General features: G+C 39.4%; 20 protein-coding genes, 2 tRNA genes and 1 pseudogene. 11 read left to right on the top strand and 12 right to left on the bottom strand.

What is annotated here, in order from left to right:
- The first annotated feature begins 53 nt into the window (after window positions 1–53).
- The 5 genes from J2X77_RS16395 (at window position 54) to J2X77_RS16375 (ending at window position 4,769) form a co-directional block, all read left to right on the top strand.
- Window positions 54–545 (top strand): Fur family transcriptional regulator, encoded by a 492-nt coding sequence (locus J2X77_RS16395; protein WP_209580691.1) that lies wholly within the window; start codon window positions 54–56, stop codon window positions 543–545.
- A gap of 128 nt (window positions 546–673) precedes the next feature.
- Window positions 674–1,951 (top strand): adenylosuccinate synthase, encoded by a 1,278-nt coding sequence (locus J2X77_RS16390; protein WP_209580692.1) that lies wholly within the window; start codon window positions 674–676, stop codon window positions 1,949–1,951.
- 3 nt (window positions 1,952–1,954) lie between these two features.
- Complete coding sequence (locus J2X77_RS16385) at window positions 1,955–3,241, top strand: anthranilate synthase component I family protein (RefSeq protein WP_209580693.1); 1,287 nt, start codon at window positions 1,955–1,957, stop codon at window positions 3,239–3,241.
- Window positions 3,242–3,302: 61 nt separating this feature from the next.
- Window positions 3,303–3,968, top strand: coding sequence for a TatD family hydrolase (locus J2X77_RS16380; protein WP_209580694.1), 666 nt, complete (start codon window positions 3,303–3,305; stop codon window positions 3,966–3,968).
- Between the two features lie 75 nt (window positions 3,969–4,043).
- The gene (locus J2X77_RS16375) at window positions 4,044–4,769 is read left to right on the top strand and encodes a ThiF family adenylyltransferase (RefSeq protein ID WP_209580695.1); all 726 of its coding nucleotides are present in this window, start codon (window positions 4,044–4,046) and stop codon (window positions 4,767–4,769) included.
- Window positions 4,770–4,842: 73 nt separating this feature from the next.
- On the opposite strand, the gene J2X77_RS16370 is transcribed toward J2X77_RS16375, so the two are convergent.
- Together J2X77_RS16370 and J2X77_RS16365 are read right to left on the bottom strand one after the other, a co-directional pair.
- Complete coding sequence (locus J2X77_RS16370; protein WP_209580696.1) at window positions 4,843–5,355, bottom strand: BON domain-containing protein; 513 nt, start codon at window positions 5,353–5,355, stop codon at window positions 4,843–4,845.
- 72 nt (window positions 5,356–5,427) lie between these two features.
- On the bottom strand, window positions 5,428–5,898 hold the full coding sequence (locus J2X77_RS16365) for a GreA/GreB family elongation factor (protein ID WP_209580697.1): 471 nt from the start codon (window positions 5,896–5,898) through the stop codon (window positions 5,428–5,430).
- Window positions 5,899–6,042: 144 nt separating this feature from the next.
- Between J2X77_RS16365 and J2X77_RS16360 the strand changes: the two genes are divergently transcribed.
- Window positions 6,043–6,133, top strand: a tRNA-Ser gene (locus tag J2X77_RS16360).
- A 217-nt stretch (window positions 6,134–6,350) separates the two neighbouring features.
- On the opposite strand, the gene J2X77_RS16355 is transcribed toward J2X77_RS16360, so the two are convergent.
- The 5 genes and pseudogenes from J2X77_RS16355 to J2X77_RS16335 form a co-directional block, all read right to left on the bottom strand.
- Window positions 6,351–6,626, bottom strand: coding sequence for a helix-turn-helix domain-containing protein (locus J2X77_RS16355; protein WP_209580224.1), 276 nt, complete (start codon window positions 6,624–6,626; stop codon window positions 6,351–6,353).
- Window positions 6,627–7,053: 427 nt separating this feature from the next.
- Window positions 7,054–7,641: a family 43 glycosylhydrolase gene (locus J2X77_RS16350; RefSeq protein WP_310081617.1), complete on the bottom strand. Its 588-nt coding sequence runs from the start codon at window positions 7,639–7,641 to the stop codon at window positions 7,054–7,056.
- A gap of 76 nt (window positions 7,642–7,717) precedes the next feature.
- A complete protein-coding gene (locus J2X77_RS23785; protein WP_409050317.1) occupies window positions 7,718–8,911 on the bottom strand; it encodes a glycoside hydrolase family 27 protein in 1,194 nt (397 codons plus the stop codon).
- Window positions 8,912–9,013: 102 nt separating this feature from the next.
- Window positions 9,014–9,696, bottom strand: a pseudogene (locus J2X77_RS23780) (NPCBM/NEW2 domain-containing protein); the annotation flags it as partial.
- An 89-nt stretch (window positions 9,697–9,785) separates the two neighbouring features.
- A complete protein-coding gene (locus J2X77_RS16335) occupies window positions 9,786–12,161 on the bottom strand; it encodes a beta-L-arabinofuranosidase domain-containing protein (protein WP_209580225.1) in 2,376 nt (791 codons plus the stop codon).
- A 1,253-nt stretch (window positions 12,162–13,414) separates the two neighbouring features.
- Here J2X77_RS16335 and J2X77_RS16330 point away from each other — a divergent pair.
- From J2X77_RS16330 to J2X77_RS16320, 3 genes are read left to right on the top strand one after another with little or no spacing between them, the layout of a single operon-like run.
- Complete coding sequence (locus J2X77_RS16330) at window positions 13,415–16,594, top strand: TonB-dependent receptor (RefSeq protein WP_209580228.1); 3,180 nt, start codon at window positions 13,415–13,417, stop codon at window positions 16,592–16,594.
- Between the two features lie 10 nt (window positions 16,595–16,604).
- On the top strand, window positions 16,605–18,368 hold the full coding sequence (locus tag J2X77_RS16325) for a RagB/SusD family nutrient uptake outer membrane protein (protein ID WP_209580239.1): 1,764 nt from the start codon (window positions 16,605–16,607) through the stop codon (window positions 18,366–18,368).
- Window positions 18,369–18,374: 6 nt separating this feature from the next.
- Complete coding sequence (locus J2X77_RS16320; RefSeq protein ID WP_209580241.1) at window positions 18,375–19,694, top strand: glycan-binding surface protein; 1,320 nt, start codon at window positions 18,375–18,377, stop codon at window positions 19,692–19,694.
- 270 nt (window positions 19,695–19,964) lie between these two features.
- Here J2X77_RS16320 and J2X77_RS23775 read toward each other — a convergent pair whose 3' ends face one another.
- Both J2X77_RS23775 and J2X77_RS16315 read right to left on the bottom strand, forming a co-directional pair.
- On the bottom strand, window positions 19,965–20,057 hold the full coding sequence (locus J2X77_RS23775) for a hypothetical protein (RefSeq protein ID WP_209580340.1): 93 nt from the start codon (window positions 20,055–20,057) through the stop codon (window positions 19,965–19,967).
- A gap of 132 nt (window positions 20,058–20,189) precedes the next feature.
- Window positions 20,190–20,269: transfer RNA gene (locus tag J2X77_RS16315), tRNA-Leu, on the bottom strand.
- A 182-nt stretch (window positions 20,270–20,451) separates the two neighbouring features.
- Between J2X77_RS16315 and J2X77_RS16310 the strand changes: the two genes are divergently transcribed.
- Window positions 20,452–21,402, top strand: a complete 951-nt coding sequence (locus J2X77_RS16310; protein WP_209580243.1) for an aldo/keto reductase — start codon at window positions 20,452–20,454, stop codon at window positions 21,400–21,402.
- A gap of 240 nt (window positions 21,403–21,642) precedes the next feature.
- On the opposite strand, the gene coaD is transcribed toward J2X77_RS16310, so the two are convergent.
- Genes coaD through J2X77_RS16295 form a run of 3 tightly spaced genes read right to left on the bottom strand, consistent with a single transcriptional unit; the run spans window position 21,643 to window position 23,448 of the window.
- A complete protein-coding gene (gene coaD / locus J2X77_RS16305) occupies window positions 21,643–22,119 on the bottom strand; it encodes a pantetheine-phosphate adenylyltransferase (protein ID WP_209580245.1) in 477 nt (158 codons plus the stop codon).
- Window position 22,120: 1 nt separating this feature from the next.
- The gene (rsmD, locus tag J2X77_RS16300; RefSeq protein ID WP_310081610.1) at window positions 22,121–22,660 is read right to left on the bottom strand and encodes a 16S rRNA (guanine(966)-N(2))-methyltransferase RsmD; all 540 of its coding nucleotides are present in this window, start codon (window positions 22,658–22,660) and stop codon (window positions 22,121–22,123) included.
- Window positions 22,651–23,448, bottom strand: a complete 798-nt coding sequence (locus J2X77_RS16295; protein WP_209580248.1) for a DUF3822 family protein — start codon at window positions 23,446–23,448, stop codon at window positions 22,651–22,653. The genes rsmD and J2X77_RS16295 overlap by 10 nt, the downstream gene beginning before the upstream one ends.
- 85 nt (window positions 23,449–23,533) lie before the next feature.
- On the opposite strand from J2X77_RS16295, the gene J2X77_RS16290 reads away from it, so the two are divergent.
- Window positions 23,534–24,958: an ATP-dependent RecD-like DNA helicase gene (locus J2X77_RS16290; RefSeq protein WP_209580250.1), complete on the top strand. Its 1,425-nt coding sequence runs from the start codon at window positions 23,534–23,536 to the stop codon at window positions 24,956–24,958.
- The last annotated feature ends 29 nt before the right edge of the window (window positions 24,959–24,987 follow it).

Genomic DNA, 24,987 nt, shown 5'->3' with positions numbered 1-24,987 from the left:
AATAGCGGAAATATCAATCCTAATTGGTAAATTTGTACAAGAATATTTTTACTATGAATCAAGCTGAAAATTTTGCAACTGTAAAAAAAATCTTCGAGGCCTACTTAGAAAACAAAAATCTAAGAAAAACACCAGAGCGCTATGCGATCTTGGAAGAGATTTATTCACGTACCGACCATTTTGATGTAGAGTCTTTATATATCCATATGAAGAACAAAAAATACCGTGTCAGTCGTGCTACAGTTTATAATACCCTAGAACTTTTGGTGTCTTGCGATCTGGTTACAAAGCACCAGTTTGGCCGGAACATGGCGCAATTTGAAAAATCTTATGGTTTCAAACAGCACGATCACGTGATCTGCATTGAGTGCAATAAGGTTGTTGAGTTTTGTGATCCCCGTATCAACCAAATTCAGAGTCTGATGGGAGATCTTTTAAAATTTGACATTAAGCACCACTCGCTCAATTTGTATGGCGTGTGTCAAGACTGTCAACTTAAGAACAAAAAAGAAGAGGCTGTAGTGCACACAGCTATTTCAAATTAATCTTATATTTTCTTAAATATAATAGTACATTTGTTCAGGAATGTTCAGGAGAAAAATTCCTGAACATTTTATTTTTAAAATAGAGTCTATTTTTATTAATAACATTTAATTACTATACTTTAAAAGCTATGCAAGTTGATGTGCTTTTGGGCTTACAATGGGGTGACGAGGGTAAAGGTAAAATCGTAGACGTATTTTGTCCGAAATACGATTTGATCGCTCGTTTCCAAGGCGGCCCTAACGCCGGACACACGTTGGAATTCGATAACAAGAAATTCGTACTCAACACAATTCCATCTGGTATCTTCAATGAAGGTACACTAAATCTTATAGGTAATGGTGTCGTTATCGATCCGATTATCTTAAAAAGAGAGTTAGACAATCTAAAGACAGCTGGTTTTGATCCGGTGGGTAAAGGCAATTTGGTTTTAGCGCGCAAAGCACACCTTATTCTGCCGACACACCAATTATTGGATGCTGCCTCAGAATCAAATATGGGTGCAGGTAAAATTGGATCTACGCTAAAAGGTATTGGGCCAACTTATATGGATAAAACCGGTAGAAACGGTTTACGTGTAGGTGATACAACGCTTCCAGATTTTCAGGAGCGTTACCAGAAGTTGAAAGAAAAACATCTTAATATTCTTTCACATTATGGTGATATACCAGATTTTAGTGAGAAAGAGAAAGCATTTTTAGATGCTATCGAATTCATTAAGTCAATTCCACATGTGGATTCAGAACATTTGGTGAATCAATATTTGAAAGAAGGTAAACGCGTGTTGGCTGAGGGAGCGCAAGGCACACTTTTGGATGTTGATTTCGGTTCTTACCCTTTTGTTACTTCCTCTAATACCACTACAGCAGGAGCTTGTACAGGACTTGGTATTGCGCCAAATAAAATTGGTAAAGTATACGGTATCTTTAAAGCCTATGCTACTCGTGTGGGTGGCGGTCCCTTCCCTACTGAACTTCATGATGAGACTGGTGAGAAATTACGTCAACTGGGGCATGAATTTGGAGCGACTACAGGCCGTGCCCGTCGTACTGGTTGGATTGATATTCCTGCTTTGAAGTATGCGATTATGTTGAATGGCGTTACAGACTTGATTATGATGAAGGCTGATGTATTAGATACTTTCGATAAAATCTACGCCTGTACGCACTACAAATATAACGGTGAAGTGATTGATTATATGCCTTATGAAATTATCACACATCAAGCGGAGCCTATTTTGGAAGAAATTGACGGCTGGAAACAAGATTTGACCGGTATTACATCTGAACAGGAAATACCTGAAGCATTAAAAAATTATATTTCTTATTTAGAGAAAGCTCTTGAAGTGCCTATTACAATCCTATCGGTAGGCCCTGATCGTAAACAAACATTAGCTTTATCGAAATAAACTATGCGGATCGAAAGTTTTGCTCTTCTCGATTCTAAAGACAAATTTCATCAAAAAGCCCTACACTGGTCGGGGCAATTTGATGAAATTTCTTTCTTTAATAGTAATGGGATGTCCGATCAATGGGGCAAATTTGAACAGGTAATGGCTGTCAAGGCATTGCATTCGTTCCGCGCAAATCAAAATGTATTTGACGGGCTCGATGCTTTTTTGAAATTACATCGATCTGAATTTATACCTGGATTTCTTTCCTATGATCTTAAGAATGAGATCGAAGAATTGCAAACTACGGGAAAGGATGAGCTCGAGTTTCCGGAAGCTTATTTTTTTGTGCCGGCAATTACGATTCGATGGACTGGTGATCAGGTGCATATTGAAGCTGAAGATCCTGTTGCAATTTATCAGGCTATTTCCGATACTCAGATCCCTGAGGCGTTGCCAATTGCTGTGCATGTGCAATCGCGCTGGACAAAAAGTGAATATACCGAAGCTTTTGAAAATGTACAGGCACATATTCAGCGTGGAGACATCTATGAAGTAAACCTTTGTCAGGAATTTTTTGCTGAAAATGCTGATGTTTCTCCCTTTGAAGTCTATCATCGTTTGAATTCCATATCACCTACTCCATTTAGTTCATTTTTCAGGTTAGGGCATCATTTTATCATGAGCGCTTCCCCCGAACGATTTTTAGCGAAACAACGAGGAAAATTGATTTCTCAACCTATTAAAGGTACTGCGAAAAGGGGAACGAATGCAATAGAAGACCAAGAAATTATTGCTGACATGTTGAGATCAAAAAAAGAAATTGCAGAAAATGTGATGATTGTAGACTTGGTTCGTAATGATTTAACGCGTAGCGCTTTACCCGGAACTGTTGAAGCTACCCGCCTTTTTGAGATCCAGTCATTTAAACAGGTGCATCAAATGATTTCGACCATTACCTGCGTTCAGGCACCACATGTTGCCAATGTGGACGTCATTAGAAATACTTTTCCTGCAGGTTCAATGACCGGTGCTCCTAAAATTGCTGCAATGCAGATTTGCGATCAGCTTGAAGCCCGGAAGCGTGGTATCTATGCTGGATCTATTGGTTATTTTGATACTGTACATGATGAATTTGATTTTAACGTCGTTATCCGTTCATTACTTTACAATAAACAAAAAAGGTACCTTTCTTTTCATACTGGAGGAGCGGTTACTAATCAGGCAGATGCCGAACACGAGTATCAAGAGTGTCTTTTGAAAGCTTCCGCCGTCCTGAAAGCGTTGGGGACTAGCTTGGACGAATAAAACTATACTAATTTTGTAGAGAATATTTTTTGCTTCAAGTATTTTTTCGACCTTTGTTCCGTTGGCTTCACAGATTCCCTATATCGATTTACATACGCATCGGAATTATCCGGTCAGCGAGCTCGAAGTTCGTTCTATAAAGAATGTTGCGCTGAACCATTCAGAGCTCGTTACTGAGGTCGATTGTTCAGTAGGTTTGCACCCATGGTATATCAATGGGAATACTGAACACGATTTAGGACTAATGGCCAACGCATTAGAACGAAAGCAAGTTTTAGCTATAGGTGAATGCGGTATAGACAAAACGATAGAAATTCCCCTCACTGATCAGCAGTCTATCTTTGATAAACAGGTTTGCTTAGCCCAAAAATATCAGAAGCCGCTAATCATTCATTGTGTGCGCGCTTTTGAGGAGATCGTAAGCAGCCTGAAAAGATTAGATTTTAAAGAACCTGTCATTTTTCATGGATATCGTAAAAATTGGATTTTGGGTCAACAATTAATACGCAAAGGTTATTATTTATCCATTGGCCAACACTGTCTGAATGGAAGTCAGGATGAGCTTTTACAACATATTTCACTCTGTCATCTGTTTCTAGAGACAGATACAGATACGATGATAGAAATTAATGCCCTTTATTGCTACGTAGCTCAGGTGAGATCGATAGCAGTGGAAGAGCTAAAATGCATTATATATCAGAATTATAAGAAAGTATTTAATAAATAAGCCAGCATATTGTGTTTATTCCTATTGAATGAAATACGCGGGCTGCATCATGAAATAAAAAATTGAATTAAATAAATGAAAGATTTAAGTTGGCTGTCACGTACCGAAGCATTAATTGGTCGAGCGGCGATTGAAAAATTAGCAAATTCGCATGTGATGGTATTGGGATTAGGCGGTGTGGGGTCATTTGCAGCAGAATTTATATGCCGGGCAGGTGTGGGGAAAATGACCATCATCGATGGAGATACAGTAGATCCGTCCAACCGTAATAGACAACTACCAGCCTTGGCGACCAATCATGGCGAGGCGAAAGCTGAGATTATGCGTCAACGATTGTTAGCGATAAATCCCGAGTTAGACTTGACGGTAATACAGGATTTTATCATTCCAGAAAAGATACCTGCATTATTGGAATTGTCTCCGGACTACTGCGTAGAAGCTATTGATAGTATTACACCTAAACTATTTTTCATTCGAAGAGCGTTGGAGGCCAATATACCTTTTGTGAGTTCAATGGGTGCAGGAGGAAAAGTGGATCCCACAAAGATCAAAATTGACGATATTGGTAAATCCTATAACTGTAAACTGGCGCATCACATTCGTAAGAAATTGCGGAAACACGGTATTCGGGAGGGTGTTAAAGTAGCCTTTTCAACCGAATTGCCAAATAAGGATTCTTTGCTGTATACTGATGGGAGTAATTTTAAAAAATCAGCTTATGGAACAATGTCTTATCTACCTGCAGCGTTTGGTGGGGCGATAGCATCAGTTGCTATACGAGATTTGATCGAAAATGTGTAACTTGGTTGTATAAATAGACATATGAAGTAAAGGAAGCTATCCCTCAAATTTGGTTGGCTTCCTTTATAAGATATTAGCGGCTAATAACCCCTTTCATATCAATACCTTTAGGCTTGATATGTTCTAATCTTTTCCTAAGCGTATCTATTTTTGATTTTTCAAGATTCCCAGTTGCTACGATAATTCCCTCCTTAACCTGAGCGGTAATAGTAGGAAAATCTTCCAGAACCAGGTTGACATCCCTCGTCAAGGTAGAATCAACCGCTCCACCAATAATTTCATGATATTTTTCACGCGCATCTTCAGGTTCAGGGAGGTTTACCATGATATTGTTATGAATGGATTTTATATTTTCCCCACCTGCCATTTTCGTTTTGTCTTCTATATGCTGCTTAAGCGAATCAGAACCAATCTGTCCATCCAGCGTAACATTTCCTTCTTCAACATTCACTTCGATACCAGGCGTATTTTCTAAGGCCGCTTGGATTGTTGATTTGAGCTTTTCGTCCGATTCGGGCGATCTACAAGCGTGAATTAAGGATAAAGCTCCTATTGATAGGGTTAAAAATAATTTATTTAATTTCATGTCATTCGTCATATCTGTACTTATAAGAACAGATGAAGCGCACTATTGTTTAATTTTTAAGCTTTTAACTACCTAATAAATTGCATTCACTTTTTGGTTGACAGTGTTAAATACAAAACTATCTCCTATTTTCTTTCCGATAAGTAGCTGTCCGATGGGCGATAACGGCGAGATGATGAAGATCGTACTATCCCCTACTTTCACCGCTCCAATACTTGTTGCAATAAAGTAAAAGCCCACATCAGTTTGAACGAGCGATCCTGCTCGAGCAATGGGTGTTTCATTACGGATTACAGGTTGTATGTTGAGTAGTTGTTGTAAGTCTTTATTAGCTTCGAGAAGTTGCTTTTGGTAACGATTGATATCCTGCTGAATCATTTCGCGTGAAGTTTCATATTTGTCACCAGCGCTACTTTTAGTGTCATCGGTGCTCGAGTCTCTTGCTGTTTCCAAAGCAGATGCTATCATTGAAATCCGATCGTTAGTACGTTTTAGCGCTATTTCGAGAAGCTCGTGTTTGGTGTCGAAATAATTATTTGTCATCCCGAAAATTAAGCAATAAGTTTTATTCCAAAAAAAATAAAAACAATACGCTTACTGTCAATAGCATATAATAAAGTGAACGGTAAATTGTACGAATAAAGTTGCAATAACTCAAAAAATTGCTACATTTGTGCACTGAAACACGGAAAGGTGTCAGAGTGGTCGAATGAGCAGTCCTGGAAAGACTGTATACGGGATGACTGTATCGAGGGTTCGAATCCCTCCCTTTCCGCCAAATGATACAAATGCCACGAATAATCGCTATTCGTGGCATTTTTGTTTTTAGCACTATAAAATACGCTCTGGAAGCGGCTTTGACTCATAAGGTTCGAATCTCTTACTTTCCGCAAAGCGAAAAAAGCTACCGTATTGCTGGCTTTTTTTATTTGAAATGGGCGACGTGTCTCATTTACGGAGACTAAACGAACAAAATTTTGAGATTAATAAATATATTACTTTTCCATTTCTTGAAGTGCCCATTTTGCCATCGCATCAATAACAGGTATTAAAGCTTCACCCGATTCGCTAAGGATATATGAAACGTGTGGCGGTACTGCAGGTTTAGCCCTTCGGATTACCAGACCATCATTCTCCATTTGTTTTAAATGTTGAATTAGCATCTTCTCGGTTATTGCCGGTATTGCCCGCTTCAATTCGCTATAACGTTTTTCCCCATTGGAAAGATGATATAATATAATGGGTTTCCAATATCCTCCGATCTTTTCCATGACATATACAAAAAGTTTTAGAGCTGAAAATTCTGATTTATGATTGCTGTAGTACACCTAAACGTCAGGGAGAATTGCAACGGTATAGGCTCCTTTTAGCTAAAGGAGATAAAAACAGAAATAGAGCTGGCGGTTTGCCAGCCCGAACAACTTTATATGTTAATTAATTTTCCACCAGTCGAAATAGAAAAGGTCTTTTTCCCCCTTAAAAACGAAGTATAAATCGTGGATTCCTTTTACAGTTTTCAGCGCTCTCTTTTTACACCATCCTAGTCCAGAAAGGAAGTTTCTGAATGGTTCCATCCGCATTGTAGGTAATTTCTGTAGCGGTAAGCGAATAATCATTCACATTATGTGTACGAACTGTATATCAATCCAACAGAGTGAAATATTTTATCATTCCCTCTCCTCTTTTTGTGCATGAAACTTAAATTTCATTTCTCAGTTTTCCAGCAGTCAAAAAACATATCTCCCCTGTGTAAGATATCATGTCTTCGTTTAACTGCACATACTTCAATGTTGGGTTACCCCAATACATATGCGCTGTCCCATCGTCATCAATGAAAATGGCAGCGTCAATGTCTCCCCACTCACTCTGCAGGAGTGGTTTGCCCAATGGATCATAAAATGGACCCAGCGGACTATCACCAACGGCGACTCCTATCGCTCCACGATTATTCAGCTCGGAGATAACAGGAACATAAAGGTAAAACTTACCATTTTTCTCAACACATTGTGCCGCCCAAGCATCTCCTTTGGCCCATTCAAAATCGGTGTATGACAGAATTTTACCATGATCGATCCAGTTAATCATATCATTGGTAGAATATGCGCGCCAATTGTTCATATTGAACCACGTGGACTTATCTTCGTCATGTGTCGTATAGACATAAAGTCGATCGTTATAAACCATCGGTGCTGGATCGGCGGTGTAGGTATTCTGTATAATTGGATTCTGGGCAAATATTCGTGTAGACGTTGCTGTTAGAATAAAAATCAATAAGTAGCGAATCATTTTTTTAATTAATAGGTTATAATGATATTTTGAGAATTGTATTTTACTAGAATTTATTACCACAATTATTTTAAAACTATTGGGTGCGGCTTAGTTTATAAAATAGTACACCATGAGCTGGAATTTCAAGCTGCAATTCATCCGCATTTGTCTGTATTTGAGCTATGTCTTTTTGACGCCATAAATCCCGAATTATCTGCTTGCCATAGATCCCTAATTTATTAAAATCGCTATAAGAAAGATTGAGCCTTTCGAGTCCAAAATTAGCAAAGGCTACGGCTTTACTACCATCTTCGAGATCCTTGGTATAAATCCGAAGATCACCTATCGTTTGCTGGCATGTACCCTGCCGACCAAGTGCATCCTGATTTATAGCAATAACTTCGTCATTAGTCAACAGGTTCAAAGTAAAACTGTCTAACTTTTCAAGATCACATCCGATAAGCATTGGAGCAGAAAAGATACTCCATAGACTGATATGTAAATACTGCTCATCAGGTTTGAGTCTGGTCGGATGCGAGTTTCCCCATCCCACAATCCCTACAACTAGCATATCGGGATCATTCCAATTACCGGGCTTTGCATAACTAGCAGCTTTATCTTGCGCCAATGCAATATCTCGCACACTGGCCCAACTGTCAGTAATATCATTTGTGGTACGCCAAGATTGTGCATGAACTTGATTTCCCCATTTCCATACATCTCCCATGCCGTATTGACAAAGATTGTAAACTATGTCCCGAGATTGCTTTTTCAAATAGTCTCCCATAAGCTGAAATGGATAAACCCCTTTCTGAAGGTCTCCTCCTCCTTGAAAAGATAAAGAAGGAACAGTTTTTGGGTCGCTCGTGGTCGGCCGATTGATAACTCCGCCGTAACTGCACCAGTCATACTTCAAATAGTCAATCCCCCATTCCGCATACTTTTCTGCATCTTGCCGTTCATAGCCGTAACTTCCAGCACATCCACCACAGGTCCAAGGACCCGGTGATGAATAAATGCCGATCTTTAACCCCGAATCATGTACATAGTCTGCCAAACCCTTCATATCGGGAAACTTAGAGTTTGTGATAATAAAGCCATCTTTATCGCGCATATTTCCCGCAAAAGCCGAATCTTTCTGATCCCTATTAAACTGCCAAGAGTCATCAATATTGATATAGCTCCAACCGTGATCAACGAGACCGCTTTTGACTAAAGCATCAGCAGCACGCTTAACTTTTTCAGCAGATACTTCATGTCCAAAACAATTCCAGCTGTTCCACCCCATGGTTGGAGTAAGTGCAATTTCATCTCCACATACGATACGTAACTGCTTTGAAGTCGCCCCTTTTCCATTTCTCGCTGCTAATTTCACCTCATAAGTGCCTTTTTTCGCGATATTTCCCCTGATGATTCCGGTATTTGAATCTAAACTCAGTCCTTTTGGTAAATTTTCAACCGAAAAACGCATAGGCCTTATACCAGTAGCAGCTATTCTAAGCAAAAATGGTGACCCCGGCCTGACACCATACACCGAAGCGTTATTGATACGTGGTGTCTCTTTTGCTTTTGGGGTAAGTATATAGGGAACCGACGCTACTGGATCAAAAGTTTTGAAAATAGCCTTTTCATCTGCAGTAAATTTTGCATCTACCCAATTGGCATGATCATAATATGGACCATTGCCGCCGTCTGTTACAACTAAGGCTAACTTTTGAACACCTTTCAGCTCGACATCAATTTTTTTTGCAGCGTCTTTTGATCGCATAATACCACTTGAACATAATTTTTTCTTATCTCCATAAACAATAAATTCAACAGCGGCGTCGTGATCCCGGACAGCATCGTCTAATCCAACGAATGCCGTGAATTTTTTGCTTTTCCGTCTAACTCAATGAAAAGTGTACTTTCAGCATGTGTACCAAAGCCTCGTTTATAGACTTGACCAGCTATCGTTAGTGGCTTTCCACTAACGGACTTATTTGCTTCGGGATTCCCATGACCCACTGTTGCTACTTTCAGGTCTAAGTCGTCTAACCACACAGTATGCTGAGCGCGGACAATTTGTGTCATAGACAAGAATAACAAGACAAGAATTCCTTTTTTTATGCTGTATATCATATTTTATATGTAATTTGTTTAGGTTAAAAATATTAAATGTCTTATCGGTGTCTTTCAACTAAGCGAACTTGAAATATCCGACCACTGCTGTTGTTTTCCTTTGCCTTAAACTCAACACGAATCTTTGTTTTGTTTTTCGTCCACTCTTGGGGAATGGAATAAGTGACATCGAAAAATTTACTCTGTTCCCATTTTCTAGCCAAATCTTCTGCAACCAATATCTTGTCATCAACCAGAATATCAAATTTCTTATTCCCAATCTCATATCCCCAATATCGAACTAAAAGATCTAATGGTTGTTTCTTATTGGTTTGGAGTTCAAAAGAAAAGCTGCCTCCTCCATTAGTTTGACGCCATGACTCACCTTGATGTACACCTTTGGCTATGTTTTCGCCTTTCAAGACGTGGTCCACTTCGGGTTGCTGCTCTCCTAGCTTGATCATATCTGCAGTACGCTGATCCAACCCAACTTTTTCCTGTTCTTTATGCTCCATTTCCTTTTTGAGATGATCAAATCTATTTTTTGTTACAGACAACCAATACATCATATAACGGCTATCATGAATTTGATAAAATGGCTGAAGTGTCAAATTCTTTTCATTTCCCCTGGTAACCGTCGCATTCATCCTATAATGGAGTGAATCGCTATCTAACGGCGCGCTTTCATTCAGAAATTTTAACAGATCCTTTCGTTCTCCCAATAGGATCGGACTGTCGAACAGCGAAACCAACGGGCCATGTGCTATATGCCCCCAACGATGGTCATCGGCAACCAAGCCATCCAAATTTTTAGTACCCACTTTTGCTCCCATTAAGATTGGGCCACGAAATAGCGCTACATAATCCGGGTTAAATGGAAGTTCTTCGACGTGAAATTTCAATTTTGTATCCAATGTAACGATGTCTCCTTTTTTCCATATGCGATCAATAATAATGTACTCCCCTGGTTTGGTATTATCCGCATAATTAAACCCGTCCACCTGTACTTTAAATTCGCCTTTCTGAGCCCAAAGCGGATAACGCACGAACATTTTGATTCGAGTGGGCAGATGAAGATCAATAGTTAGGGAACCTCGGCCGGTTACGGGCAAATTGCCTTGCTGAGTCAAGGTAATTTTTTTCTCCTTCCACTGAACTTCCGAAGGCACAAAAAGATTTACATAAAGGCTATCACTCTGATGACTATAAATCATTTCGCCATACTTACCATGATTTTCCATTCCGGTCCCCACGCAACACCACATTGCACTATTAACACTAGAGTACACTCTATAATGTGCGGGTCTAGCAGATGTAAAATAAACATAACCACCATGCTCAGGATGCTGGGTTGAAAGAATGTGATTGTAAAGTGCTCTTTCATAAAAATCCATTAACCTGGCATCGTGTCTCATCCTAAAAAGCCCTTCGGTCAACTTCAACATATTGTTTGTATTACAAGACTCAGGCCCTTCACGTTCTTCTATGTAACTGAAAAAATCCTTCTGGGACGGAAAATGTTCGCGCCGACTATTTCCACCCAATGCAAGCGAACGATAGCCCACTACAGTCTCCCAAAAGAATCGCGCCGCAGTAGCATAATCCATATCATCTGACACTTCGGCAACACGTTGATATCCCACAGCTTTGGGAACTTGTGTATTTGCATGCTTATTATCGAGATTATCCTCTTGTATACGCATACTGTCAAATATTTCCCGATGTGAGAATCTCTTTGCTGTCTTTAAATAACGATCGTCTTTTGTCATTTGATAGGCGTCTGCATAAACTTCGTTCATTCCACCAAATTCATTAGCTAACATTGTCTCCATCTGACTATCATCTAGCTTACTGATCAGTTGCGCACCCCAATCACATAGCTTTAAAAACATCTCTTTAGCTTGCTCATTACCCCCATACAACCACGAATCCCGCAGACCGGCATAGGTCTTATGCAAATTATACCACGGCACCCAATAACGCCCTACAATATTCACATTTCCTTTCCCAACTTCATTCCAGATATATTTACCTTCAGGAACACCACCTAAGTAACCATTGCCCTGCTTGTCCTGACATTTTTTCAATTCAGAAAGCATATATTCCATACGTATTTTTAATTGTATATTACCTGTGGCAGCATAATGAATGGCCAATGCTGAAAGGTAATGTCCACCAATGTGACCATCGAGATCAATCCAATTACCAAAACTCGGAGCTTTTGGCGGCAGACCAGCCTCTTTTAGAAAAGGAGCCAATAGCCTATCGACATCATAATGGAGCAGTGTTGTCACATTTAGGTCCTGCGCATGTTTAAAAGGGCTTTCTAAGAGCTTAACATCCGCTAAAGCGAAGTTAGTTTTGTAAAGACGATCTTGCGCTGATGCTGTACCGCTAAAGAATAATAAATAAATCAAAAATTTAAAGTAAGCTCTCATAGCTAATAAGGTTTAATAATTTTGTTAAAATAATCTGCTTTGACCTGCAATTTCTGAAAAAATAGTCCTATTCAATAGATACTTTTTCGATCTGTCAACCAGTGTCTGTCTTTTTCTCCTATTCAAATGTATGTACGTATCTAATCCTGAGGCGAGCGATCCCTTACTTACAATTGGTTATTGATGACGCTATTTTTTATACTCAACCACCGGATCATTAAATGCGGTTAATAAAGACAGGTGCATGTTGAGATTCTTAAATCACTCTTCAAAATTATCATACTTGGCCAAAAATAACGTCGTAAAATGTTACTTTTAATTTGCTATTTGTTTCAATTAATAGTGTTTTCAGATCCTAATACCACAAACACCGCACTTCTAAAGATATACAAGCCGACAATCCGCACTAATCACAAGATTATCAAAGTAAACAACTATCCTGAATGTGCACTCTTTCTCGCCCAATTTTTATTTATTACTTAACCTGTTGTGGCGAGTTTGGATTGTATGCGCTCGAGTCACAGTTAAGCTTTAGGTAATATACTATTCGCGCTGAAAGAATCTCTTTCATCCGTAAGACCTGCTACAAATTTATTGCAGCTAAAATAAAATTGCTGCAGCATCTATATGATAGGTGCTTGAAGTCCACTTTGGCAATCCACGTATATCTATGAATCAGAGATATAAGATAAGTAAATATCAATTTTACTTATATAATAACATCGTTTAAAAATGGATAATTCAGCGCTATTATATACGAAGCAGAGTATTAAACAAGTGATTTGAACTCACATCTACATACAATAGTTTGCCTCTGACATAAACGAGATCATAGCTCCCAAAGTGATAAAGTAGAATTTACAAATAAATTTTACACCTGAATAACAATAAGTTAAAAAGGATGTAACAAAAAACAATGTTTATGAAACACGATGATATTTCAGTTTCGAAATGTTATTTCGACATTTATAATCATAAACGGGCTACAGCATTCGACAGAAGTTAAAGTAAAAGTCCTAAAACCAATTATAAATTCTATTAAAGTTATGAAAAATCCAATTGCAGGAATAAAAATTCCTATGCTCCTATCCACTCGGCCATTCCGATCTTTGGCAGCTGTTGATAATCCACAGCGAGATGGTGTACCGCAAATCTACTACGTTTCATCTATCAGTAAAAATTGATTTAGAAGCTCGATCGAAGACAACACTCTTTCTAGAAAGAAAAATCTGAACTAGCTAAACTGTTTAATTATGAGAATTCAACTATTAATCATTCTCTTTCTATCTACTTGTGTTTATGCATTTGGGCAAAATACACAGATAGAGGGCTCCGTTAAAAACATACTAGGCGAGCCGTTAATCGGCGTCACGGTGGGGATAGAAAATTCCAGTATCGTGACCAAGACAAACAAAGACGGGTTTTATACCATAAAGGCACCAAAAAATGCCACTCTGAGCTTTTCGAGTGTAGGTTATAAGACTGTCACTGTTGCGACTTCAAATCGTAAAACAATCGACATTATTCTACAAGATGACACGAGAAAAATTGACGAAGTCGTTGTTAACGTGGGTTATGGCACCATGAAAAAAAGTGACCTTACAGGGGCTGTTTCGTCAATTACAGCGGAGAGTATACAGCAATCTGTACCCACTACGATAGATCAGGTCTTTCAGGGACGAATAGCAGGCCTACAAATGTCATCCAACTCAGGTCTTCCCGGAGGGGGAAGCTCTATTCAGATTCGCGGCATAAACTCTATCAATAGTACAAACGAACCTATTTACGTTGTAGATGGAGTCATTATGAGTGGGCAGACAGGTAATAATGATGTAAATGCACTGGCAGGAATCAATCCGAATGATATCGAAAGTATCGAGGTACTTAAAGATGCATCTGCTTCCGCAATTTATGGCGCCCAGGGCGCAAATGGTGTAATTATTATCACCATGAAAAAGGGAAAAAATGCTCGTCCAATTATCAATTTCAATCTAAAATATGGTTTAGAAGAACTCCCAAAAAAGATAAAAATGATGAACCTCAGGGAGTATGCCGTACACCACAATGCTTTCTCCGATGTGCTCGGCTATGGCCATCGAACAGACTTTGCACATCCTGAGTACCTAGGAGAGGGAACAAATTGGCAAGACGAACTTTATAGAGTAGGCAATCTACAAACATATGATATCGCCGTACGAGGCGGAAACCAGATTTCCAATTATGCAGTCTCCGCGGGTTATCTCAATCAAGATGGTATGATTTACGGATCGGGCTTCAAGCGATTCACTTTTCGGTTAAATCAGGAAACGGAGTTGCGTCCATGGTTAAAAATGGGTGCTGTACTTAATGGTAATTATACGAAGCAAGCTACAGCAGTTTCGTCATGGGGTGTTGTTGGTAGTTCTCTATTGCAAACGCCATCTATCCCTGTCCGAAACGCCGATGGCACATTTGGTGGACCTTCATCTGAATACGATGCAAATAATCTTGGATTTTCAAACCCTTTGGCCATCGCACAGCTCAATCAACGTAACCGAGCTCAATTTGGAGGAAGAGGTAATTTTTATCTGGAAGTTAAACCGACGACATGGATGAACTTTAGATCCGAGCTCACTGGCGAAGGCAATACCAATAACTATCAGCAGTTTTTACCCGCCTATACTTTTGGTGCTTCCATCAAATCTAATTCCGAAACTAGACATGAAAAATCCTTTAATACATTCTGGTCACTGAAAAACCTATTCAATTTTAATAAAGATTTCGGTAAAAAGCACAAAACAACATTAATGCTAGGACATGAAGTCATTGCCACTCGATATGAGTTTTTAATGGGTGAACGTCAATATGGCTCAAGCGAGTTGCCAGGTCTTGACGCTGGAGATGCAGAGTATGATTCGAATGCAGGCAACTCCAATGAAACCAAAAGAATTTCCTTTCTGGCGCGAGGCACCTATAATTATGATAACCGTTATCTCTTTACAGCGACATTTCGCCGTGATGGATCGCATAACTTTGCAAGAGGCCGTAGATGGGGCAATTTTCCTTCGGCAGCTCTTGCATGGCGCGTGTCTCAAGAACGATTTTTCGCTCCTTTAAAAAATAGCATTGATGATCTCAAATTTAGGGTGAGTTATGGCGCCGTTGGCAATGCCAATGTAGACGCATTTGCCTATCAGGCCATTTTAGCTAATGTCCTCACCAACAATTGGGGAGTAGGTTATTCGACTTCAAATATTCCGAACGAAAATATTACGTGGGAGACAACAAAATCTTGGAATATAGGCTTTGATCTCAGTTTTTTAAAGCGGCGTGTTGAATTGGTTTTCGATGCTTACAATAAAGTCACAGATGATCTTCTCCTTCGTTTGTCTTTGCCCTCATTCACGGGGACACGCGGCAATACCCCAGGTTCAGCTGCCCCTCCTTATTATAATATTGGTGCTATAGAAAATAAAGGAATTGAATTTTCCCTCAATACACATAACATCAAAAAGACCGATTTCAACTGGAGAAGTGGGCTTGTGTTTACCCTTAATCGAAATGAGGTGACCCGCATGAATACCAAAACAGCAACAATCCAACAGATTGATTACTCCAATGGCACCAACATCATCACCCAAACCATGCAGGGCAAGCCTATTTCTCAATTTTATGGATACAAACAGATTGGTCGAATTAATACTGCATCTGACTATCTACAGGATAATGGTAATGGAACGAGTACCGTGATCACTGCGACATTTAAAAATCGAATTGGTGACATTGTCAATAATGACGGCTTAGCAACTTCCACCTATGTCGGTGACATCCTTTATGCAGATCTGAATCAGGACGGAATCATCAACGATGCCGATATGACATTGATCGGAAGTCCGCTGCCGAAATTTACTTTTGGTTTCAATAACACGTTCAATTATAAAAACTTTGATTTCACGCTGTTCTTAAACGGTTCTTTTGGTCATAAAATCTTTAATATTTTTAGAGCAGCGCTGGATAATCCCAGAACGTATAGCAATGTCCGAAAAGATGTTGCCAACTATCCAAAAATCGGTTATTATGACGGTGATGCACAAAATACAAATGTGTGGAATGCATTTGTGCTACCAGGTTCAGATCCTCAATTAGGACGCATGTCTGTCAGAGATGCTCAAAACAGCATCTTTAGTGATCGTTTTGTGGAAGATGGCACTTTCGTGAGGGTACAAAATATCGCTCTAGGTTATCGGTTTCCAACAAAATTTCTGTCTAGATATAATATCAACAATATTCGGGTGTATTCCAATTTACAAAATGTGTTCATCTTCACCAAGTATAAAGGCTATACACCTGAAGTAGGTTCCAGTTCAGGGCAAAGTATGCTTCGCTATGGCGTTGACGGTGGTTTTGTTCCTTCACCTCGCACATATACATTAGGTTTAGATATCACCTTTTAACCATTTGATCATGAAAAATACATTTTATTATATCCCATTAGTTTGTGCTATATTAGGTTTTTCAAGCTGTGAAAAATACCTTGACGTAACATCTGAAACACAGAAACAGGCAACACAATCTTTTAAAAACATAGCCGATCTCCGTGGCGCAACGGCTGCTCTATACTGCCGACCATGGTACACCACCAACACCTCTGTACGGGAAATCACAGAGGCCAGAGCTGGAAATCTATATGTGGACGGAGTGACCGGTGAATTGATCACTACTGCCCTATTCTCAGAAGTTGCCAATTACAATAATATAGCAAACTCTTGGGCATCTTTATATCTGGTGATTACCCAAGCTGATTACATTATCAATGATTATGTGAAAACAGCGATAGCAAATGGTATAAACGAAACAGAAGTAAAAGCATGCGAAGCTGAAGCACGTTTTATGCGAGCAACTGCATATTGGTACCTGGCAAACTTATGGCACGATGTACCCATTATCGACGATCCTAGAAACCATACTTTAAATCCCCTAACACCACCTCATCGCTTTGAAGATGTGGTGCAATACGCCATTAACGACCTCATATTTGCGTCAGAATTTCTCAAAGATACCGATACAAAAGGAAGAGTGACTAAAGATAGTGCAAGGGGGATGCTATCAAGGATATACCTAATGGCTGCAAATTATGCGATGGGCAACCATTTTTCAACCGATTATCTAAGTCGAAACAATGCAGGAAGCAACAACGAATTGGCAGACACCTATTTTCAGCATGTCAAGAAACTCTGTCAACAAGTGGTGGAAGGCGGATATTACTCCATGCTGCCTGATTTCGAACAACTTTGGCGGACACAAAACAATAATAATTCGGAAACCCTATTTGGCATTCAATTTATACCGGGCATTACAGATTGGGGATATACGAGTCCATTGAATGATCTTGCCTACAACAGGGAGTTAACAGGCAACTTAAATGGAGGCGGGGCACTATTCGCTTCTTACGATATGCTCAAGTCCTTTGTGGATGATGGTGCGTTGTCCAGAATGCGCGGAAGTGTTTCGATTCCTGGACAAAATTACAGTTATATCGGAACTCACTTAAAAGCAGGAAGCTGGACTGTACCTAGCGGAAAAACGAAGGTCAATTTAAAAAAATTCGTTGTCGGCAGTAGTAAAGACACCGATGGAGCGGCTGTTCAGGGCAATACAGGTTTAGTATCACCCATGTTACGGATGTCTGAAATCTATCTCATGTATGTCGAGGCTGCTCTTGGAAGACAACAACAGACTGCTGATCAAATAGCGCTAACATACTTTAATAAAGTAAGGGAAAGGGCATTCAGCAAAAATATCCAGAATTATGTGCCAGCAACAACGATTACCCGAAACCGATTATTTATGGAAAGAAGGCTCGAGTTTTTTTATGAGACGATCTACTGGACTGACCTTAAGAGGAGATCCTTTTACGACATGGAATGGACCCTTAACTTACTCAATAATAAACTAAAAGATAGCGATGCGGAAACCCCATTTACCAATTATGCCTCTTGGGCATACACCTATGATCCTTTATTGTATCCCGCAGGCAAAGGTTGGACAAACTCTCCTCGCGCCCAAAGTGGTTACAAACCACAAGCCGTGGTACATAACCTGCCCGCAGGATCTTATGTGCATGCAGTGGGTTCAACATCCAATATTTGGTGTTTACCCTACCCATCTGCAGATGTAACAACTGATCCTGAATTGACCTCAGCTCCAATAAATTATGACTTTAAATAATTTGATATGAAAAATTTAAGGATTACATATATATTTATCATAGTGCTAATATGTTATAGTTTTTTTTCATGCAAGAAAGATTCAGCTAGCAGCAGCATACAAGTTACAGGTGTCTGGTCACACAGCAGAAATACAGAACCCACCCAGATATCTTCTGTTTTTTTCAATAATTGGATCCGTATCCACGGCAATGGTTTTACTGGCCTACAGCGTGTCTACTTCAATGGAACACAGGTGCCTTTTATACCGATTTATGTTACCGATACAGACATTATCATCAACGTGCCGGAGACCATACCAACAGGCAGTGATGTAACGGACCAAACATTGCTAAACACCATCAAGCTAGTGACCACAGCAGGTCAAATAAGCTTTGACGGATTTATTTTTCGGGACCCAGATAAAATTCCATCGATCAGTGGAATATCTTATACAATGCCCTATGCTGGAGACCTCATTGAAGTATACGGTAAAAACCTGAAAGATGCGAATGCCGTCACTTTCCCTGATTCAACAAAAGGTACTATAAAATCTGCCAATGACTCCATCTTACAAGTGATTGTTCCTGCAAACATCGATAGACAAAAATATGGACGCATTACGATTGAGATCGATAATGAGCGCTATTCTTCAGCTCCCTACATGTTTTTCCAAAATGGAATATTTCTAAAAACTTTTACAGAGGAAGCTATGGTTGCTGGAGGAAGTAACGGGATCAAAATCTACTCGAATCCAGGGGATATTGCGGCACTGACAGGCCTTCAGCGAAATCCAGAATACGTGATTGCTATTCCAGCTACAAAAACAGATATACCCGTAGCAACAAACAATGGTATTAGCGGCAATTTTTTTAAGTTTCACGCTTATAAAGCTTTCAACAAATTGATTGAAAACAATAGCGAGATAAAAGGAACAACCTCCATTGAAAATCTCGCCATACAATTTGAACTATACATGCCATCACCCTGGATATCAGGCGCTATCCCTTTCAAAATGAATAAAAACAGAAGTGGGGTGAACTATGCATATCTCTATAATATCACGGCTTGGGAATGGAAAAAAGTGACTACTGGCGGATTAGAATTAAGTCCATTTGGATTTGACAACGGGTGGAAAACAATTACGCTCAAATTTAGTGAGTTTCCAACACTAGCAATGAGCTCACTAAAAGATTATTCCACATCATTGCAAACAAATGGCTTCGAGTCATTAGTCGGATATACGAATTACGATCTCAACGAAGATGGCCATACGCCACAAGCCGTAAAGAATTTTCAGATGTACCTTGCAAACTTCCGACTTGTTCCATTAACAAGTTTAGAATAACAGATCCGTCATATCATCCCCTCCCTTATCAATCCTTTCCGCCCAGAATTAACTCTAATTCCTGGGCGGATTAATTTTGACGTTTGTCCGATGTTGTTGCTGTAGGTCGGTAACATTTTATCGTCAAAAAAAAACATGCGTTGATAAACATGGCTACTGAGATGTGAATTATAGAACTTTCTTTTATACTTCACACTTCTCCGATGCCAACTGTTATAAGGAGTTTATTAGGGTTCGTCTATATTAACAAGATTAGTTATTGGTGAGACGTTAATCTATTCTGGTTAACACCTCGCTCTCCCGCGGACCGAGGTAAGAGGGTTTGAGTCCACCTCGGTCTATGATTAATCGTTGCAGAACAATGCCCTGATCCTATTTTTTGACATATCTTCAACTTTTGTACATAATCCATCCGTGATTATCGGATGTAATGATTTATTGAAAAAGGCCTATAAAACAATAAATCCTCTTTACATTCAGTAAAGAGGATTTTTGTACCCGGAGCCGGAGTCGAACCGGCACGGTTTCCCACTGGTGTTTGAGACCAGCGCGTCTACCAATTCCGCCATCCGGGCATATCCGTTTGGGATGATGCAAAAGTAAGCAAAGTTTTTATTATTCCAAATTACCTTACTAATCATTTTTAAAACCTGCTGAGAATGAATAAGAAAATTTAAAAAAAACTTTTCACTCCGATATAAATAGATTGAAAATGGGCTTTTTTACCTAATTTTAATTAGGAAACAATCAAATGATCATGGAAAAAGTAAAACTCGGAAATAGTGAAATTGAATTCAAACCGCTTGTATTTGGTGGAAATGTATTTGGTTGGACCGTAGATGAGAAGCAATCCTTCGCGCTGTTAGATGCTTTTGTCGATATGGGATTCAGCCTGATTGATACATCTAACAACTATTCGCATTGGGTACCGGGGCACAGCGGATCTGAATCAGAAACAATCATTGGCAAATGGATCAACAAACGAGATACGCGTGATAAAATTCAGATTGCCACAAAAGTCGGTGGACGCCGAATAGATAATAGTAAACCTAATCTGAAAAAAGAGTATATTATTAAAGCTGTGGAAGATTCGCTCTTGCGCCTGAAGGTAGATACAATTGATCTTTATCAATCTCATCACGATGATCTGACAATCGGAATCGATGAAACACTGGAGGCTTACCATCACCTGATCCAGACTGGAAAAATAAAATGGATCGGTGCATCAAATCTCAGTCCGGAACGGATTGCGGAATCCCTCCAGATTGCTGAGGAGCACAATCTGCCCGCTTATATTGCTATCCAGCCGGAATACAACCTTTACGACCGAGTGAAATATGAAGAACAGTATGAACAATTGACCCTTAACAATCATCTAGGTGTAATCAGCTACTATTCACTCGCCAGCGGCTTCCTCTCGGGCAAATACCGCTCTTTGGATGATATAAAAGAGGTAAAGCGCTACGATGCATTAAAAGACAGGTTTAATGCGCGTGGTCTCCGTATTTTAGATGTATTAGCTGAGATAGCCCATAGCCAACAAGCAAGCATGTCAGCCATTGCCTTAGCCTGGATTTTACATAGACCATCAGTTACAGCTCCTATTGTAAGTGCAACCAGTATCCAGCAGCTCGAAGAACTCAGTAGAGCTGTCGAAATCAAGCTAACACCTGAAGAATGTGATCTATTGGACAAAGCAAGCTCATAGTAAGCTAAAATACGGATAAATTAATTTAATGATTTGAAAACAAACATATTAAGTCTGAAATAATGGTGTAACCAAATAATATTTGGCCTTAAAGCATAGAGAGGAATCAGACAGTCTTCAATACCGAAAACATATTATTTACATAAAACACATAAAACCCTGTCTACCAATAATAAAAAAAGTGCAACAAAATATTATTTTGCTGCACTTTTTTATTAAATCGGGCTTTATTGATCGTGCTTATTTATCTTTTTCATTCAATAGCGACAGAATGGCAACGGGCACCATCGCACTGATATCCCCCCCATTAAACCAGACATCTCTAACAATGGACGAAGAAATATGGGCAGTCCCAGACCTACTCATCAAGAAATAACTTTCCACCTCGTTATTGAGCAGGAGATTATTTTGAGCAATGGCGTTTTCAAATTCGAAATCATTGGTATTCCGGAGCCCACGTAATATAAAACGCGCTTTAACCTGCCTGCAGAACTCCACGGTTAAGCCCTTATATTTATGCACCTCAACCCCGCTTACGTCGCTAAAAACACGGCTAATTGATTCCACCCGCTCGTCATGGTTTAACATACCCTTTTTATTGGCGTTATATCCTACCGCAATAATGATTTTATCAAATAACGGCATTGCTCTTTCGACAAGATCTTGATGCGCTAAAGTAAAAGGGTCAAAGGATCCCGGAAAAACAGCAATTTTCATATTAGATCGTATTAGTGTAAAAAGAAAATGATGAATACCCGTATTTCCTAGTTTCTATAAAATTTGGATGATCTTCCATCTGCCTTGTTGACGGATGCTCAACAACGAGGAGCCCACCATTACGCAGTAATTGTTGGTCAAAAATTAGTTTTGGTAATTGTGGTAATTTAGGAATATCATAAGGTGGATCAGCAAAAATAAAATCATAAGTATCCCTACAGCTAGCAATGAATTTGAACACATCGGCTTTTCTTGCTTTAATCTGCTCCAATTTCATCTTATCCACTGTATCATTGATGTATTGCACACATTTGAAATGAAGGTCTATCGCATCTACATGCTCCACATCCCTCGATGCGAGCTCAAAACTAATATTCCCTGTTCCTGCAAAAAGATCCAGACATGCTAAACCATCAAAATCCAGCTTGTTCTGTAAAATATTAAACAGCGCTTCTTTGGCGATATCCGTGGTTGGTCGCACAGGTAAATTATTTGGTGGATTGAGCCTTAAGCCACCTAAACGACCTCCGATTATTCGCATAGTATAGAATCAAATAATACATTATATGGCGCCAAATTTGAGTCGACTTCCCTATCTGCCAATACAACTTTTGTTTTTAAATCCAATATTTCAATATCAGCAGTATAAGTCGAGATACGCTTATAATAAGATTCATTTGGGATTTCTCCTGAAAGAAGCACTTTGTTAATGGAGTCGCCAAGGTTGAATTGGGTTAAAATATTAAGCACATAATAGCTAATATCATCCAGCGTATGAATTTCAAAACTATTATAGAGCTGGAAAACACCGTTTTTAAACAGGTAAAAATCAACCGTATTTTCAGCTACAAAATGAAGCCCTAAGACACTACCTCGAATCGAAACGCGCTCCTGTGCGCGGTCAAGCACAACAGCGAACTCGGGAAGTATCACAGCATCAGGAAACAACCTCCTCCATCTATTTAATAACAATCCATCAAACTGATATGCAGCAATTAAATTAAGGTTATCTAAAGAATAGCTAAAGGTATTTTCAAGATCAGATGTGCCTAAAAACTTCAGGTAATCGCCCATCTTTTCACTCAGAAAAAACTCTTTCGGAATAAATGTAAAAGTTTGATGTGGTATCACCACACGGACAAATCGAAACGGAAGACTCATAATTCGCGTGGCATCTAAAATCGGCTCCTCTGAAGGATACTCGATCAAAATCGGCGCAACCGACTTTTTATCAACCACTGCCAAGACATCTTTCTGAAAGCCAGCCTTGACCAAAAGATTGTACTCTGGTAAATAATGAATATTGAATTGCTTTGAAATATAATTCATTCGCTGAATTGTAAAAATTAAAATTTCTTAAAGCAAAAATAGCTTTTTCTAGAGGATAAGACAAACCTTTTAAATAACTTTGAAGGTGTTCATCAAAAATCTGTTAATACAGCAATTTCCATGGCAGGCCACCGGTCAGCAGTTGGAGGCCTTCGAATTACTGGAAGAATTTCTACTCGCTTTTGACAAGCAATCCTGCTTTGTACTTCGAGGATACGCCGGTACGGGAAAGACAACGTTAATTTCGGCGCTGGTCAAAGTACTGCCAGCATTACGCAAAAAAGCTGTTTTGCTGGCTCCAACGGGCAGGGCTGCAAAAGTGATTACCTATTATTCGGGTCGCAAAGCACTGACAATCCACAAGAAAATCTATCGAAAAAAATCTGCTGTTTCATTTCAGCTGGATTTCACTTTAGCGGAGAATCTTCATGAAGATACCCTATTTATTATCGATGAAGCTTCAATGATCTCCAATGCTCCTGTAAATGCCTTTTCGGGAAGTCTTTTGGATGACCTGATCCGCTATGTGCAATCCGGGAAGAATTGCACCCTACTATTTGTCGGAGATACCGCTCAGTTACCACCTGTAGGACTCCTGGACAGCCCCGCATTAAACCCAAATTATCTCGAAAATGAATTTCATCTATGCGTTTATCCGTTTGAGCTGACCACAGTGGTACGTCAATCCAAAGATTCTGGCATACTGTATAATGCGACAAAAATACGCGAAGAGATAACCTCTGCAGAGGAAGATCAAGATAATTTTCCTTTTCCTAAATTCATAACTAAAGGATTCAAAGACCTTTACAGAATGACAGGTGAACGATTAATCGAAGGGATAAACTATGCCTATGACAAATATGGACTCGAAAATACAATGATTATCTGCCGTTCAAACCGCTCCGCAAATTTGTACAATCAAAATATAAGAAATAGGATCTTATTTCGGGATGAGGAACTGACCGGCGGAGATTATATTATGGTTGTAAAAAACAACTACTTCTGGCTACAGGAAAATAACCTGGGCGATGGATTTATCGCAAACGGCGATATGGCCAAAGTACGAAAAGTGAGCAATATCCATGACCAGCATGGATTTCGATTTGCAGATGTCACACTTGAATTTGTAGACATTGACGAAATAGAACCTATCACTTGCCGCGTCATCCTAGACAGCCTCTATACGGATAGTCCCAACCTGCCCTATGAAACCCAAAAAGCACTCTACGAAGAGATCGCCTTAGATTATGCCGATATTATGGATAAAAAAGACCGCCTCGAAGCAATCAAAAAAGATCCCTATTATAATGCACTTCAGATTAAATTTGCATTTGCAATTACCTGCCACAAAGCGCAGGGCGGCCAGTGGCCAATCGTCTTTGTAGACCAGGGTTATTTAAACGATGACATGTTGGATCTTGAATTTTTAAGATGGCTATATACCGGGGTGACACGGGCAACAAAGGAGCTTTTTTTGGTTAATTTCAGTGAAAACTTCTATCCATCATAGGATTATTACACGAATCATTCGCAAAAGAA

It is taken from the genome of Sphingobacterium sp. 2149 (genome assembly GCF_031455655.1).
Classification (GTDB): Bacteria; Bacteroidota; Bacteroidia; order Sphingobacteriales; family Sphingobacteriaceae; genus Sphingobacterium.
This window is presented reverse-complemented; position numbering and strand designations above follow the sequence as displayed.